Source organism: Pseudomonas sp. FW300-N1A1 (assembly GCF_058789115.1).
In genome coordinates this window covers 173,852-189,580 of the sequence record NZ_JBYTBK010000004.1, presented here as the reverse complement: position 1 = coordinate 189,580, position 15,729 = coordinate 173,852, and the positions used below count along the sequence as shown (strand labels likewise).

Here is a 15,729-nt window from a genome sequence, read left to right as displayed (position 1 = left end):
TGCTACGGGGCGGTGCGCTCTAGCGGGTTGTCGTACGCGAGCCGAAGGCCTCGTCCACTTTGGCCAGGTCCGTTTCCCCCAGGACGCCGGCGTAGTAACGCAACTTGGTCCAGGCCATCAAATAGTCGTAACGGGCCTGGGCCAGGTCGCGGCGAGTGCTGTAGAGCTGTTGTTCGGCATTCAGCACATCGAGGTTGACCCGTTCGCCGCCGAGGACACTTTGTTTCGTTGAAACCACCAGCGCCTGTGCCGAGGTCAGGGCCTTCTGGTAGGCCCGCAACTTGCTCACGCCCGACAGGCAGGCGCTGAACTGGCGTCGCAACTCGATCAGGGTTTCCCGGGTCTTGGCGTCCAGGTCGTATTCGGCCTGCTCCATCGAACGGCTGGCCTGACGGGTCGAGGCCGAGACCCCGCCACCGGCATACAACGGCACGCTGATTTCAATGCCGATGGTGTTGGTGTCATAGCGTTGGTTGTAGGTGTTGCCGCTTTCCGACTCGTTCTGCCGCGCCGAGGCATAGGCGCTGATCCTGGGCAAGTGCCCCGAGCGATTGCGCTCCACTTCATAGCGCGCCACCTCGACCGCCTGGCGCTGGGAGGCCAGGTTCGGGTTGTTGCTCAGCGCCAATTCGTGCCAGCTGTCGTAGTTGGCCGGTTGCAGGCTGAAGGACTGGAAGGACTCACCCAGGGGTTCCAGGTCGTTGATGTCGATGTCCGGGGTTCCGATCAGCGCGCCCAGTTCACGCAACGAGGCGTCCTGCTCGTCGCGCGCCTCGATCTCTTCGGCAGTGGCCAACTCGTAACGCGATTCCGCTTCAAGGATATCGGTGCGGGTGCCCTCACCCTGGCGGAACAGGTGCTCGTTCTGCTGGAACTGCTGTTCGAAGGCCTTTTTCTTCGCCTGCGCGATGTCGATCTGGTCCTGGGCAAACAGCGCCTGGGTGTAGAACGTCAGCACTCGAACCAGCAACTCCTGGCTCTTGCCACGGAAGTTTTCATCGGCAAACAACGACTGGGCCACGCCTTTGCGGTAGGCCGCGTAGGCCTCGTAGTCGACCAGTGGCTGTTGCAGGGTGAAGGTCGAGCCATAGCTGTCGTAGTTGCGATCATCGGTGCGATTGCGGCGGTTTTCGTCCAGGTAGGTGGCCTTGGAGTTATTGCGGCCCTTGTTGTAGTTGTACGACAGCTTTGGCAGCAGGCCGGCGCGACCGATGGTGCGGTTCTCCAGGCCCGCATCGCGTTCCTTGATGGCGCCAAGGAACACCGGATCATTACGCAACGCCTGTTCATACACCTCAAACGGCCCCATGGCCTGGGCCTGAGTACACACCAGCCACGCGATGGCGGCCCCGAGAATGGAAAGCTTACTCATGCGACGGGACATCCTTATTCCTCGGTCAATGCCGAACCTGCCCGGTCGAGCAGCGGTTTGAACAGGTAGTTGAGCAGCGAGCGCTCACCGGTGCGCACGAACATTTCCGCCGGCATGCCCGGTTTGATCACCAACCCGTTGAGTTTTTCCATGGCCATGTCGCTGACGCTGCTGCGCAGTACGTAGTACGGCACGCCGGTTTTTTCATCGATCATCTGGTCCGCCGAAATCAGGCTGACTTCGCCGGGCACCCGCGGGGTTTTGCTCTGGTTGAAGGCGGTGAACAGAATGTCCACCGGCAGCTGGCTGCCGACCTTGTCGATCAGGTTGACCGGCAGGTGGCCTTCCACCTCCAGGCGGGTGCCTTGCGGCACGATCTCCAGCAAGGTGTCGCCGGGGCGTACCACCGCGCCCTCGGTGTGCACCCCGAGGTTGACCGCGATGCCATCGGCCGGGGCGATGATTTCACTGTGCTGCAGGTCAAAGCCGGCGGAGGTCAGTTGCTGTTCCAGGGTCAGGCTCTTGAGCTGGGCCTCGGCCAACTGGCCGCGTACCTCTTTCTGATACTCCTCGGCATGCTGTTGCAGCTTCAGGCGGGTCTCGACAATGCCCTGTTCCACCCGCCCGCTTTCACCGCTGTTTTGCGCCAGTTCCTGCTGCACCTGGGAGAGTTGGCGCTGGTAGTCCATCAAGCGGTTGCGCGGAATGTAGCCGTTGTCCGCCAAAGGCTGCAGGTTGGCCAATTGCTGGCGCAGGGATTCGGCCTGCGCCAGCAGGTCGGTGCGCGCCCGGCGCATCCCGGACAGTTGCGCGGTGGCGCCGTCGATGTTCGCGCGTAGCCCGGCCTGTTCACGATCAAACGCTTCACGCCGGCTGCTGAACAGTTGCCGCTGGCCTTCCAGTACCAGCACCAGGCGCGGGTCGGGGTCGTTGCTCAGCTCTGACGGAAAGCTCACCTGCTTGAGGTTGTCACGCTCACTCTGCCACCGCGCCAGGCTGGCCCAGGCCATGCGGTACTGGGCTTGCAGCGACTGCACGTCGGCTTCGACCTGGGTCTGGTCGAGGCGGAACAATGACTGGCCCTGTTTCACCGCTTCGCCTTCACGCACCAGAATCCGCGTGACCACCCCGCCGCTCATCGACTGCACGGCCTTGCGTTTGCCAGACACCACCACCGTGCCCTGCACCGGGATCCCTTGATCCAGTGGCGCCAGGCTGGCCCACAAAAAGAAGCTGCCGGCCCCCACCACCGTCAGTATCCAGCCCATGCGGGCAAAAAAGCCGGCGTCGCGCTCCGGGCGTTCCGGGGCGTCAGTGTGTTCGATGGTCATGTCGCGATCCTTGCGGCTCATACGCCGGCACTCCGTGTCGGCGCCTGGTACTGACGGTTCATGCTGAGCCCGTTCGGGGTTTCCCGTGGTGGCTGCGGCTGGGCGCCGGACAAGGCCTTGAGCACCTCCTGGCTGGCACCGAAGGCTTGCAGCCGGCCTTCGTTGAGGACCAGCAACTTGTCTGCCTGGGCCAGGGCCGAGGAGCGGTGGGTCACCAGCACCACGCTGGTGCCCTGGGCTTTCATCTGTGCGATGGCACTGGCCAGTGCCGCTTCACCGACGGTGTCGAGGTTGGAATTCGGTTCGTCGAGCACCACCAGGCTCGGGCCGCCATACAGCGCCCGGGCCAGGGCCACGCGTTGTTTCTGGCCGCCGGACAGACCGCTGCCATCATCCCCCAGGCGGGTGTCGTAGCCCTGGGGCAGGCGCAGGATCAGTTCGTGCACGCCCGCCTGTTGCGCCGCCTCGACGATTTTCTGCGGATCGGCCTGGCGAAAGCGCGCGATGTTCTCGGCCACGGTGCCGCTGAACAGTTCGATGTCCTGCGGCAAGTAGCCGATGTAAGGGCCAAGGTCTTCGCGGTTCCAGCGATGGATGTCCGCGCCGTCCAGCCGCACGGTACCGGCCAGGGTCGGCCAGACACCCACCAGCACCCGCGCCAGCGTCGACTTGCCCGAACCCGACGCCCCCAGCACCCCCAGCACTTCGCCGGCACCGAGGGTGAAGCTGACCTGCTGCAAGGTCGCATTGCGCTGGCCGGGCGGACCGGCACTGACCTGTTCGAAGTCCACCTGGCCCTTGGGCGCCGGCAGTGCCATGGTGCTGTCCGTGGGCGGGAACGCCTGCAGCAAGGCATCCAGGCGCCGATAGGCCAGCTTCGCCCCGCTCCACTGTTTCCAGACAGCGATCAGTTGGTCGATGGGGCTCAGCACCCGGCCCATCAGAATCGAACCGGCAATCATCATGCCGGCGGTCATCTGCCCCTGGATCACCAGCAACGCCCCCAACCCCAGCACCAGGGATTGCAGGCACAGGCGCAGGGTCTTGCTCAAGGAGCTGATGACCGCCCCGGTGTCGCTGGCCTGGTTCTGCAGGCCGAGGAAACGCGAATGCACCTGGAACCAGCGCTGGCGCAGCGCACCCAGCATGCCCATGGCCTGGACGGTCTCGGCGTTGTGCAGATGACTGGTGGCCAGCTGGCTGGACTGCTGGGAGTACCCACCGGCCTCGGCCAGCGGCTTTCGGGTCATGGCCTCGTTGAGAAACGCCAGGGCGATCAACAGCCCGGCACCGACGGTGGCGAACACCCCGAGCCAGACATTGAACAGGTAGATCACCAGCAGGTAGATCGGAAACCAGGGCGCGTCGAAGAAGGCGAACAGCGCCGGCCCGGTCACGAACTGGCGAATGTGGGTCAGGTCGGCCAGGGACTGGCCGGCGTTGCCCTCACCCTTGAACAGATTGCGTTCGAACGCCGCCTGGTAGACCTGAAGGTTGAAACGCCGCTCCAACTGGCTGCCGATGCGGATCACGATAAAGCTGCGAACGATCTCCAGCAGCCCGATGAACACGAAGAACCCCACCACCATCAGTGACAACATCACCAGGGTGGTTTCGTTCTGCGACGAGAGCACGCGGTCGTACACCTGGAGCATGTAGATCGACGGCACCAGCATCAGCAGATTGATCAACGCGGTAAAGCAGCCCACGCTGATCAGAATGTTTTTATAGTCGCCCAGCGCTTTCAATAGCGGTGCAGTGGGAGTGGTCTTCGCCATTCTCATTAATCTTTCCCGAGCTGATAAAGCGTGCCGAAGTTCGACACGGATCCAATAAACTGCCGCGAAGCAAGTCCAGGCATTGTTTTAATACTTACAACTGACAGGCGAACGAACGCCCTCTGATGACGATAGAGCGCTGGAGTTATTTACCCGTCCGTTAATAACGGCAATGAACGCAGGTATCCACTCAGGGATAATTATTCAGCTTACAGTTGTACTCTCGGCTTTAGTCACGCTGTAAAACAATGATTGGATCCGATTGTTTGTTGCTCTGGTAGCGTCCATCTTGTTGTCGGCCAAGATGAATAATCCGTGTGCCGTCCTTATTGGTCAGCGATATACCATCGGGTTCGGTGAACCAGCCGACCGGTAGTTGTCCGAGCCAGGCGGCCAGGCATTGAACATCGCCGCCCAGGGTTTGATCGGGCTCCAGTTTCAGTGCACAGGTGTTCTGTGGCGGCTGCCCCAGGTGAACCTGCCAGGTACCGGCCAATTCCGAGGGGTCCGCTAATCTCAGGCTGCTCGCCATACCAACATCTCCAGAAAACATCATCACCGTGGCGATCAGCCAGGCCATTGCCTTGTAGGTAAAGGCGTTATTCGTCATAAGGCGATTCCAGTTTGTAGCCCTTGCAGCCTTACCTTTCGCTGGCCAACTGGCAAGGACAAAGGGCAGCGCATCGGCGCTGCCCCCCTTGATCATCGACTCAGGCCACGATATCCGTGGTGGCTGCCTGGCCAACGGTGCTGACCAGGAAGTCAGCCACGCCATGCCCGGAGAAGTCGATGGCCAGGCTGCTGCCACCCGACACCGTGCTCAACACTGCGTCACCCACCGCGCCGGTGAACGCGCTGACAAAGTGCAACCCTGCCCCCTTGGTGATGCCGGTCAGGTCGATCTTGTCCAGGCCGCTGACGAAATCGAGGATCTGATCCACTGTCCCAGGCCGGGAGTCGGAGCTGGCGGCAAACACGAAGGTGTCGGAACCGCTGCCACCCCATAGCTTGTCGGCACCGCCGGCGCCAAACAGGATGTCGTTGCCGGCACCGCCCTTGAGCTCGTTGGCGACGGCATTGCCGATCAGCAGATCGCTGCCCGAACCGCCGATGGCATTCTCGACGGTCACGCCCTTGGCAATGGACACGTTGCCCAACATACCGCCAACGTCGGAGAACGAGGCCTCATTGAGGTTGATTTTCTGGCTCTGGGTGAAGCCAGAGAAGTCCAGGGTGTCCTTGCCACCCGCGTCCCACACCGAGAACACTACCTTGTCCGACGACGAACTGGCGCTCAGGAAGTCCCGTCCGGTGTTAGAGTTGAAACCGTAGGTGGTATCCCCTGTACGGGTACTCATGTTGGCACCGTAGAGTTTCTGCGCGGCCGCGATATCGTCCATCAGCGGGCCGGACGAATACGCCGTCGAGCCGCCCTTGCTGAAGTCCTGGTCGATATTGTTTTCGCTCCAGTAACTCATGACGCTGTAGCCGCGGGTGTCTTCGGCGTAGGTCACGTCGTTGTAGGTCGGATTGCCCTCACCGGCGTTGTAGTCGCCGGGGTGCGCCAGGCCCAAGGTGTGGCCGATCTCGTGGGTCAGGGTCTGGCGGCCATAGTTGTTCAGGCCAGGAGTCTTGTTGACGTTGTAGCCGTCACCCGTCAGGTACCAGGACTGGCCGTTGTAGACACTGCCCGGCTCCGGAAGGAAAGCAAACGCGGCGCCACCGCTGCTACCGTTGCTGTAGTTGCCGAAGGTCATGTGACCGTCACCACCCGTGGCTTTCTCGGTAAAGCTGACATTGGCGACATCGCCCCACGATTGCATGGCCAGTACCGCCTGGGCTTTTTGCAGCGAGCTGAACTGGCTGAACGTACCGACCTGCAGCGCGGCGAAGCTGGACCCCGGAGCGGTGAGGAACGTGTAGGTCAGTTCGATCTTGCCACTGCCGTTGAGGTCCTGCCAGGACGCACCGTCACGCAGAATCTGCGTGGCGGCCTGATCAACGGAATAAGAGGGTTTGCCATTGACCACAAGATTACCGCCCCGGTCATACTGATGGCTGAAACTATCGATCTGCGACCAGGCAGTACTGGTGGCGGCCGCCGATTCAATAGCTTTAACTTTTACTTTCGACATAAACACACTTCCTTGTTTTGCAATGGAACAGTTTTTGTCCGATAGCGACAATCTCTGGCGAGATCGTCCTATCACTCGCCCAATGAAGGCGAAAGAAAACTGACACAATTTGAAATCGGACGTCTAGTGTTTTTTTGACGTCAAATTGAACCACTCCACAAAACAACCGAAAACAATGGCCGGCCTGTCTGAAGAATAAGGGTTGCGCACTGTCTGGCATGGACGGACGAGCAAGGTCTTATTTAAATATTAAATATCGGTACAGTTGTACTTGCGACCTGCGTCGCCCTGTTCACAGGGCACTTCGCCATCAACTAAGATGCATCCCGCGTATTGAAAGTCTTACCGCTACTCCTGTCGCGAACGACGACACCAACCGCCATCGAGGTTGACCACCTGAAACGCACCATTAAGGTGCGGCCAGCCTTTCCCCTCGCGCTACCTTCAAGCATCGGATGGTCCTTTTTGGTCTTCCTGCCCTGCCTCGCCGCACTTCGCCGGTGCAATTGTCACAATCCTCATGTCGTCCTTTGCCGCCGAAAACCGATTGTCGAACAATTCGAAAAACCCTTCCACATGGCTCTAGATTCTGACCTAGACTCCTGATCGCAAATGGAAACCGGCCGGTCATATTTCGGCGAAAAACCCGAAACTTTCCACCGCCGGCACGGGTCAGGTGTTAAGAGGGGCCGGCGTTTGGTGCAATCCTTGCAATGTCCACAACAGCCTTCGAGCTTCACCGCAGCGGGCCGCGTTTGCCGCACGTTGCGTAGCGCTTTAGCGCCTGGCCAGGGAACCGGCCACTTGCATCACGGGTGAGATGCCTGAACCAGATCAATAAAACGGGAGAACCACATGAACAGTGCCGCTTTAGACATCCAGGAAGAACGTACTCACCCGACCATCGACGAAACGACGTCCATGGCCATCCTGGCTTCGGGTTCAAAACCGGTACTGCCTGCTCAACGTCACAATCCGAACAAAAAGAAAGTGCTGTTCGTGACCTCGGAAATTGCCGACCTGGTGAAGACCGGAGGCCTGGGGGACGTGTCGGCCGCACTGCCCCGCGCCATGGCCCACCTGCACGATGTGCGGGTGCTGATCCCCGGTTACCCGCAAGTGATGCACAGCGACAACCCGATTCACATCATTGGCGAGCTGGGTGGCCACGCTGCCCTGCCGGCCTGCAAGATCGGGCGCATGGACATGCCCGACGGGCTGGTGATCTACGTGCTGATCTGCCCGGAACTGTACGAACGCGAAGGCTCGCCCTATGGCGCCAACAACGGTCGTGACTGGCCGGACAACCATATCCGGTTCGCCCGCCTGGGCCTCGCCGCCGCCGATATCGCGGCGAACCTGGCGCACCTGCACTGGTGCCCGGATCTGGTGCACGCCCACGACTGGCCCGCAGGGCTCGCCCCGGCCTACATGCACTGGCGCGGGCAACGCACGCCGACCCTGTTCACCATCCACAACCTCGCCTATCAAGGCGTGGTCAGCCTGGCCTGCTGCCCGGAGCTGGGCATTCCCGAACACGCCCTGCAACAGGAAGGCATGGAGTTCTACGGCAAACTGTCATTTCTCAAGGCTGGCATGGCCTATTCCAGCCATATCACCACCGTGAGCGCGACCTACGCCCAGGAAATCACCACCCCGGCGTTTGGCTGCGGGCTGGACGGTTTCCTCGCCAGCAAGACCCAGCAAGGCCTGCTCAGTGGTATCCCCAACGGCATTGATGAGAGCTGGGATGCAGCGACCGATCCGCACCTGCTTTGCCCCTTCAGCATCGGCGACTGGGAAGGCAAGGCTCGGAACGCGGTCCATGTGCGCAAGCTGTTTGCCTTGAAAGAGTCCGAAGGTCCGTTGTTTGCGGTGGTCTCGCGCCTGGTCTATCAGAAAGGCCTGGACCTGACCGAGGGCGTCGCCGAATACATCGTCAAAGCGGGCGGACAGATTGCCATCATCGGCCGCGGCGAGCCGGAAGAGGAACAGGCCATGCGCAACCTGGCCCTGCGTTTTCCAGGGCAGATCGGCGTGCGCATCGGCTTCAATGAAACCGATGCCAGGCGCATGTTCGCCGGCAGTGATTTCCTGCTGATGCCGTCGCGTTACGAACCCTGCGGCCTGAGCCAGATGTACGCACAGCGCTTTGGCTCGTTGCCGGTGGCCCGCAACACGGGCGGCCTGGCCGACACCATCGAGAACGGCGTCACCGGTTTCCTGTTCGACGAATCCACCGTGGCCAGCTACGAGGAAGCCCTGAGCCGGGCGTTCAAGGTCTACGCCTTCCCCGCCCTGCTCAATGCCATGCGCTGCCGGGCGATGGCCGCACCCTTCAACTGGTGCAAGGCGGTCGAACCCTACGCCGAACTCTATGAACAACTGGTCGCCAAGGCGCTGGGCAAGCCGGTCAAGCCATGAGAGGGATCCTTGAATGCCGTCACGGACTCTGGAAACCTGGCCCCACGGTGCCGTCATGCTGGAGACCGGACGCACCCGCTTTGCGTTGTGGGCGCCCGATGCTTTTCATGTAAGTGTCGAATTTGCCACGGGGCAATCCTTGCCCTTGCTGCCCCGGGCGGACGGCTGGTTCGTGGCCGACACCCGGTGCCCGGCAGGCACCCGTTACCGCTTCAACATCGATGGTGAACTGGACGTGCCAGACCCTGCATCACGGGCCCAGGTCGCGGGCCCGGAGTCTGCCAGCGTGGTGGTCGACCCCCTCGCCTACCGCTGGCAGCACCCGGACTGGCAAGGCCGGCCCTGGCACGAGGCGGTGATCTACGAACTACACGTCGGCCTGCTGGGCGGGTTTGCCGAGGTCGAGCGCTATTTGCCGCACCTGGTGGAACTGGGTGTCACGGCCATCGAGCTGATGCCACTGGCGCAGTTTCCCGGCGAGCGCAATTGGGGCTACGACGGCGTGCTGCCCTACGCGCCACAGTCGTCCTATGGTTCGCCCGATGACCTCAAGCACTTGATCGATACCGCCCACGGCCTGGGCCTGGCGGTGATGCTCGATGTCGTTTACAACCACTTCGGCCCGGATGGCAACTACCTGCCCCGCTATGCCAAGGGCTTTTTTCGCGAAGACCGGCAGACACCCTGGGGCGCAGCCATCGATTTTCGCCGACGCCAGGTGCGCGACTTCTTTATCGACAATGCACTGATGTGGCTGCTGGAGTACCGCTTCGACGGCTTGCGCCTGGACGCGGTGCATGCCATCGAGGATCCGGATTTTCTGCAGGAACTCGCGACCCGGGTGCGCCAGCAGGTCAACCCGGCCCGACACGTCTGGCTCACCGTGGAAAACGAACACAACCAGGCCAGCCTGCTGGAGCAGGGTTTCGACGCCCAATGGAACGATGATGGCCACAATGCCCTGCACGTCCTGCTGACCGGCGAAACCGACGCCTACTACGCCGACTTTGCCGAGCAGCCCACCGAGCAACTGGCCCGCGGCCTGAGCCAGGGGTTTGTCTATCAGGGCCACCTCGATCGCCATGGCCAGCCCCGTGGCGAACCCAGCGCCCATCTGCCCCCCAGCGCCTTTGTGCTGTTTCTGCAGAACCATGACCAGATCGGCAATCGGGCCTTTGGCGAACGCCTGCACCAACTGAGCGCCCCGCAGGCACTGCAGGCGGCCACCGTACTGGTGTTGCTGTCGCCGATGATTCCACTGTTGTTCATGGGCGACGAAGTGGCTGCCGCCGAACCCTTCCTGTTTTTTACCAGCCATCAGGGCGAACTGGCCGCACGGGTGCGCGAAGGCCGGCGCAACGAGTTCGCCGCCTTCGCCGCGTTCGCCGACCCGCATCGCCGCGAGCAGATTCCCGATCCGAACGACGCGTCGACCTTTCTCGGCTCGCTCCCGACCCTGACCCCGGGGCAATCCAGATCCCGACGTGCCACCCATGAGCTTTACCGACAATTGCTGCGCATCCGCCACCAGGAAATCATCCCGCGCCTGCCCGGCACCCGCGCCCTGGACACCACGGTGTTGGGAACCGGCGCCCTCAGCGCCCGCTGGCAATTGGGCGATGGCAGCCTGCTCTGCATTGACGTAAACCTGGGGAGTAGCGGGATTGCCCATCTGCCACCCCCCAATGCCCGGGTGATCTTCGACTACCCTCCCCATACCTTCGAACAGCTGCAACAGGGCACCTTGGCGCCCCATTGCGCGCTGGTCAGCCTGACGGCGGGTACTGCATTGCCATCCCCTACTGGAGAGCGCCCATGAGCGACGCCCAACTGGAAATCCTCGCCAGCCGCGCCGGCCTGGCAGTGGACTGGATCGACGCCAATGGCCGGCCGCGGAGAGTCGCGCCATCGGTGCTGCGAATGGTCCTCGCCGGGCTTGGGCACCCGGCCGGCAGCGCCCAGGAAATCGACGCCAGCCTGCAAGCCTTGCAGCAGGCCCAGGACCGCACGCACCTGCCGCCGCTGATGACCGTCGATGTGGGGAGCGGGCTCGACCTCGCGCGCTACTTTGCGCCTGGCACGCCCTGTGAAATTCGCCTCGAAGACGGCGCGATCCTCAACCTCAGGCTCGACGACGATGCCGTCCTGCCGGGGCTGATTCCCGTGGGGTATCAGGATGTCAGCATTGCCGGGCATGCCTTCACTCTCGCCGTAGCCCCCTTGCACTGCCATAGCGTGGCCGAGGCAGTGGACAGCCCGACACCTCGGGCCTGGGGATTGAGCGTGCAGCTATATGCATTACGACGCCCTGGCGACGGCGGTTTTGGCGACACGCAGGCACTGGAGAACCTCGCCCGGGTTGCCGGCGAACGGGGCGCCGAGGCACTGGCGATCAGCCCGATACACGCGATGTTCAGCAACGACCCGCAGCGCTATAGCCCTTACTCGCCCTCCAGTCGGTTGTTCCTCAATAGCCTGTTTGCCGCGCCCGGCGAAATCCTCGGTGAACGTGCGCTGCGCATGGCCATTGACGCCACCGAACTGGGGGACGAACTCAAGCGCCTGGAGAACCTGCCACTGATCGACTGGCCGGCGGCGACCAAGGCCAGGCAACAGGTGCTGCAAGCGCTGTACGACGGGTTCACCCAAGGCGAACACCCGCTGCATGCCGATTTCAGCCGTTTTCGCCACAGCGCTGGCGAAGCCCTGGAAAACCACTGCCGCTTCGAGGCGCTCCAGGAGGCGTGCGCGGCACGCGGTGAAAGCCTCGACTGGCGACAATGGCCGCCTTCCTGGCGCAACCCGCGCAGCGCCGAACTGGCCGCCTTTGCCGAACAAAACGCCGGGCGCATCGGCTACTACGCCTTTTGCCAATGGCTGATCGCCCGCTGCCTGCAACGCGCGCAAAACGTGGCCCGCAGCAGTGGCATGGGCATTGGCCTGATCGCCGACCTGGCGGTGGGTGCCGACGGCGGCGGCAGCCAGGCCTGGAGCCGCCAGGACGAATTGCTGGCCTCGCTCACGGTCGGCGCGCCGCCGGATATTCTCAATCGCACCGGTCAAGGTTGGGGGATTTCCGCGTTTTCTCCCGAGGGGCTGGTGCGTAACGGCTTTCGTGCGTTCATCGAAATGCTGCGGGCAAACTTCGCCCACGCCGGAGGGTTGCGCATCGATCATGTGATGGGCCTGCAACGATTGTGGGTGATCCCCCTGGGCGCGCCGCCCAGTGAAGGCGCCTACCTGTACTACCCGGTGGACGACTTGTTGCGCTTGCTGACTCTGGAATCCCATCGGCACCAGGCAATCGTCCTCGGTGAAGACCTGGGCACCGTACCCGACGGCCTGCGGGAGAAACTCAGCGCGCGCTCGATCCTGGGCATGCGTGTGTTGCTGTTCGAGCAGGACCACGGCTCGCGCTTTCGCCCCATTCTCGACTGGCCCGACAATGCACTGGCCACCACCAGCACCCACGACCTGCCAACGCTCAACGGCTGGTGGCATGGCCGCGACATCGAGTGGAGCGCCCGCCTGGGGCTGATCGATGACCAAGGCGAGCGGCAATGGCGCGAACACCGCCAGCGTGAGCGCGAAGGCCTGCGCGGCGCATTGAGCCAGGACCCGCAGAACTTCCGCGAGGAAACCCGGGAGACCGATCAAGTGCTCGATGCCAGTGCACGCTTCCTCGGGCATACCCGCGCCCCCCTGGTACTGCTGCCCCTGGAAGATGCGCTGGGCCTTGATGAACAGGCCAACTTGCCTGGCACCCTCGACAGCCACCCGAACTGGTGTCGGCGCTTGCCGGTGGACAGCGAAAAACTGCTGGACGATCCCGACGTTGCACGACGCCTGGAGATGCTCGCCTGTGCACGCCTGCAGGCCGTTGAGCGTGATCAATGACCCAGGTGTCCCCGCTACCGCCAAGGGCAACCCTCAGGTTGCAGTTTCATCGCGGCTTCACCCTGGATGACGCAGTGCCGCTGGTGCCGTACTTCAGCGACCTGGGCATCAGCCATCTGTACGCCTCACCCTTGCTCTGTGCGCGCAGCGGCTCGCCGCACGGCTACGATGTGGTCGACCCCGGCCGGGTCAACCCCGAACTGGGCGGTGAGGCCGCGTTGCAGCGCCTGGTGCAAGCCCTGCGCGCCAGGCACATGGGCCTGGTGCTGGACCTCGTGTCCAATCACATGGCCGTCGGCGGCGCCGACAATCCCTGGTGGCTCGATCTGCTGGAGTGGGGGCGGCTCAGCCCCTACGGCGAATTCTTCGACATCCAGTGGCACTCACCGGACCCCTTGCTCGAAGGTCAACTATTGCTGCCGTTTCTGGGCAGCGATTACGGCATCGCCTTGCAGGACGGCACCCTGACGCTACAGTTTGATCCCGAACAGGGCCGCTTCCGTGCCCGACACGCTCAGCACTATTTCCCGATCTGCCCCACCGACTACGCCCTGCTGCTCAAACCCGACGATGCACTGAGCGCCGATCAGGCCGCCCTCCTCAAGGCCCTGGCCGACCAGTTCACCACCCTGCGTTACCAGACCGACGCCCGCGCCCTCGCCGGCCCCTTGCACCAAGCGTTGGCGGCACTGGCCCGTCGGCCCGGGATCGCGCGCTGCATCGCGTTCAACCTGGCCCTGCATGACGCCCGCCAGCCGGAGGGTTTCCAGCGCCTGCACACCCTGCTGGAACGCCAGAGCTATCGCCTGGCCAGTTGGCGAACCGCCGCCGACGACATCAACTGGCGACGCTTCTTCGACATCAACGAGCTGGGTGCGCTGAGGGTCGAACGCCCCGCCGTGTTCGAGGCCACCCACGCCAAGGTTTTCGAACTGATCGCCAGCGGCCTGGTGGATGGCTTGCGCATCGACCACATCGACGGCCTCGCCGACCCTCGAGGTTACTGCCGCAAGCTCAGGCGCCGGGTCGACGCGCTTGCGCCCGGGCGGCACATCCCCCTCTACGTCGAGAAAATCCTCGGCGCCAGCGAAACCCTGCGTCGCGACTGGAAGGTCGATGGCAGTACCGGTTATGAATTCATGAATCAGCTGTCGCTGCTGCAACACGCCCCCCAAGGCGCGCAGCCCCTGGCTCAATTGTGGCAGCGCCACAGCGAACGGCCGCCAGCGTTTATCGAAGAAGCCCGGCTGGCTCGCCAGCAAATCCTCAACGGCTCGCTGGCCGGTGACTGTGAAAGTGTCGCCCAGGCCCTGCTGCAAGTGGCCCGGGATGACGTGATGACCCGCGACCTGACCCTGGGCGCCATTCGACGGGCCCTGCAGGCGCTGATCGTGCATTTTCCGGTGTACCGCACGTACATCGGCCCGCTCGGGCGCTCGGTCGAGGATGAGTTTTTTTTCCAGCAGGCAATGACCGGCGCACGCCAGGCCTTGAGTGAAGCCGACTGGCCGGTACTCGACAATATTGCGCTATGGCTGGGCGGCCAGCCTTGGCGCAAGCGAGCGGTGGGTCGTCAGCGCAAGATCCTCAAGCACGCCTGCGTGCGCTTCCAGCAACTGACGTCACCCGCAGCGGCCAAGGCCGTGGAAGACACCGCGCTCTATCGCTGGGGCGTGCTGCTGTCGCGCAACGATGTCGGCTTCAATAGCGAACAATTCAGTGCGCCGGCCAGCGATTTCCATGCCGCCTGCCAGCAACGCCTCGTGGCGTTTCCCGACAACCTGCTGACCACCGCCACCCACGACCACAAACGCGGCGAAGACAGCCGCGCGCGCCTGGCCGTACTCAGCGAACGCAGCACCTGGTATGCCGAACAGATCCATGCCTGGCGCCCTCACGCCCAGGCCTTGCGCACTGACCCGGTCGCACCCTCGGCTGGCGATGAACTGATCCTCTACCAGACGTTGCTCGCCAGTTGGCCTCTTGAACTACCCGCAGACGACCTCGCCGGCCTGGCAAGCTATTGCGAACGCCTTTGCCAGTGGCAGCAAAAGGCCCTGCGCGAAGCCAAGTTGCAAAGCAGCTGGAGCGCCGCCAACGACCCCTGTGAGCAGGCCGCTCGGACCTTTATCGAGACATTGCTGCTTACACCGCAAGGCCTGGCATTGCGCACCGCGATCGCCGAGGCCGCGCAGACGATTGCCTGCGTCGGCGCACTCAACGGGTTGGCGCAAACCTTGCTGCGCATGACCGTGCCGGGGGTGCCGGACCTGTATCAGGGCAACGAGTTCTGGGACTTCAGCCTGGTGGACCCGGACAATCGTCGACCCGTGGACTTCAACACCCGTCAGGCCGCGCTGGACCCGATGGCCCCGCCCGGGAAGTTGCTGGAGACCTGGCGCAACGGACACATCAAGCAGGCGCTGATCGCTCGTACCCTGGCGTTGCGCGCCGATTATCCGCAGCTGTTCCGGCGCGGACGCTATGTGCCCTTGCCGGTGTTGGGCAGCCAGGCCCGACGGGTGCTGGCGTTTGCCCGTGAGGACCAGGGGCAATGGGCGATTGTGCTGGTACCGATACAGGTTGCCGCACTGCTGGAAAGCAGTGCCGAGCCCAAGGTCGATGCCCCGCTCTGGGGCGATACCCGGGTCAAACTACCGTTCACCCTGTGCGCTGAAAAACTGAAGGGACTTTTTTCAACACCTGAAGTCACACACCCCACGGAACTACTGATCAGTGCGGCGCTGGGGGACTTCCCGGTCAATCTGTTTATCCAGCCTTGAGCTCAACTC

At 62.9% G+C, this 15,729-nt stretch carries 9 protein-coding genes; 4 read left to right on the top strand and 5 right to left on the bottom strand.

Translation table 11 applies throughout. From position 1 onward, the window contains the following. Positions 1-19: 19 nt before the first annotated feature. From AC3WQN_RS05545 to AC3WQN_RS05525, 5 genes are all read right to left on the bottom strand, one after another. Positions 20-1,384 carry a TolC family outer membrane protein gene (locus AC3WQN_RS05545; RefSeq protein WP_103399033.1) on the bottom strand — a complete coding sequence of 455 codons (1,365 nt, stop codon included), beginning with the start codon at positions 1,382-1,384 and terminating at the stop codon, positions 20-22. 2 nt (positions 1,385-1,386) lie between these two features. Next, complete coding sequence (locus AC3WQN_RS05540; protein ID WP_371918473.1) at positions 1,387-2,724, bottom strand: HlyD family type I secretion periplasmic adaptor subunit; 1,338 nt, start codon at positions 2,722-2,724, stop codon at positions 1,387-1,389. Then, the gene (locus AC3WQN_RS05535; protein WP_103399032.1) at positions 2,721-4,487 is read right to left on the bottom strand and encodes a type I secretion system permease/ATPase; all 1,767 of its coding nucleotides are present in this window, start codon (positions 4,485-4,487) and stop codon (positions 2,721-2,723) included. Before AC3WQN_RS05535 ends, AC3WQN_RS05540 begins: the two co-directional genes overlap by 4 nt. Positions 4,488-4,710: 223 nt before the next feature. Continuing rightward, entirely contained in the window at positions 4,711-5,091 is a 381-nt protein-coding gene (locus AC3WQN_RS05530; RefSeq protein ID WP_103399031.1) for an AprI/Inh family metalloprotease inhibitor, read from the bottom strand. 100 nt (positions 5,092-5,191) lie between these two features. Then, positions 5,192-6,616 (bottom strand): serralysin family metalloprotease, encoded by a 1,425-nt coding sequence (locus AC3WQN_RS05525; protein WP_103399030.1) that lies wholly within the window; start codon positions 6,614-6,616, stop codon positions 5,192-5,194. Positions 6,617-7,471: 855 nt separating this feature from the next. On the opposite strand from AC3WQN_RS05525, the gene glgA reads away from it, so the two are divergent. From glgA to AC3WQN_RS05505, 4 genes are read left to right on the top strand one after another with little or no spacing between them, the layout of a single operon-like run. Then, entirely contained in the window at positions 7,472-9,040 is a 1,569-nt protein-coding gene (gene glgA, locus AC3WQN_RS05520) for a glycogen synthase GlgA (protein WP_103399029.1), read from the top strand. A gap of 13 nt (positions 9,041-9,053) precedes the next feature. Further along, positions 9,054-10,859 (top strand): malto-oligosyltrehalose trehalohydrolase, encoded by a 1,806-nt coding sequence (treZ, locus tag AC3WQN_RS05515; RefSeq protein ID WP_103399028.1) that lies wholly within the window; start codon positions 9,054-9,056, stop codon positions 10,857-10,859. After that, the gene (malQ, locus tag AC3WQN_RS05510; protein ID WP_103399027.1) at positions 10,856-12,937 is read left to right on the top strand and encodes a 4-alpha-glucanotransferase; all 2,082 of its coding nucleotides are present in this window, start codon (positions 10,856-10,858) and stop codon (positions 12,935-12,937) included. Before treZ ends, malQ begins: the two co-directional genes overlap by 4 nt. Then, positions 12,934-15,720: a malto-oligosyltrehalose synthase gene (locus tag AC3WQN_RS05505; protein WP_103399026.1), complete on the top strand. Its 2,787-nt coding sequence runs from the start codon at positions 12,934-12,936 to the stop codon at positions 15,718-15,720. The genes malQ and AC3WQN_RS05505 overlap by 4 nt, the downstream gene beginning before the upstream one ends. Positions 15,721-15,729: the final 9 nt, after the last annotated feature.

Excerpts from the sequence above, each read along its gene's own strand:
- AC3WQN_RS05545 (WP_103399033.1), bottom strand. The coding sequence starts at position 1,384 with ATGTCCCGTCGCATGAGTAAGCTTTCCATTCTCGGGGCCGCCATCGCG.
- AC3WQN_RS05540 (WP_371918473.1), bottom strand. The coding sequence starts at position 2,724 with ATGAGCCGCAAGGATCGCGACATGACCATCGAACACACTGACGCCCCG.
- AC3WQN_RS05535 (WP_103399032.1), bottom strand. The coding sequence starts at position 4,487 with ATGAGAATGGCGAAGACCACTCCCACTGCACCGCTATTGAAAGCGCTG.
- AC3WQN_RS05530 (WP_103399031.1), bottom strand. The coding sequence starts at position 5,091 with ATGACGAATAACGCCTTTACCTACAAGGCAATGGCCTGGCTGATCGCC.
- AC3WQN_RS05525 (WP_103399030.1), bottom strand. The coding sequence starts at position 6,616 with ATGTCGAAAGTAAAAGTTAAAGCTATTGAATCGGCGGCCGCCACCAGT.
- glgA (WP_103399029.1), top strand. The coding sequence starts at position 7,472 with ATGAACAGTGCCGCTTTAGACATCCAGGAAGAACGTACTCACCCGACC.
- treZ (WP_103399028.1), top strand. The coding sequence starts at position 9,054 with ATGCCGTCACGGACTCTGGAAACCTGGCCCCACGGTGCCGTCATGCTG.
- malQ (WP_103399027.1), top strand. The coding sequence starts at position 10,856 with ATGAGCGACGCCCAACTGGAAATCCTCGCCAGCCGCGCCGGCCTGGCA.
- AC3WQN_RS05505 (WP_103399026.1), top strand. The coding sequence starts at position 12,934 with ATGACCCAGGTGTCCCCGCTACCGCCAAGGGCAACCCTCAGGTTGCAG.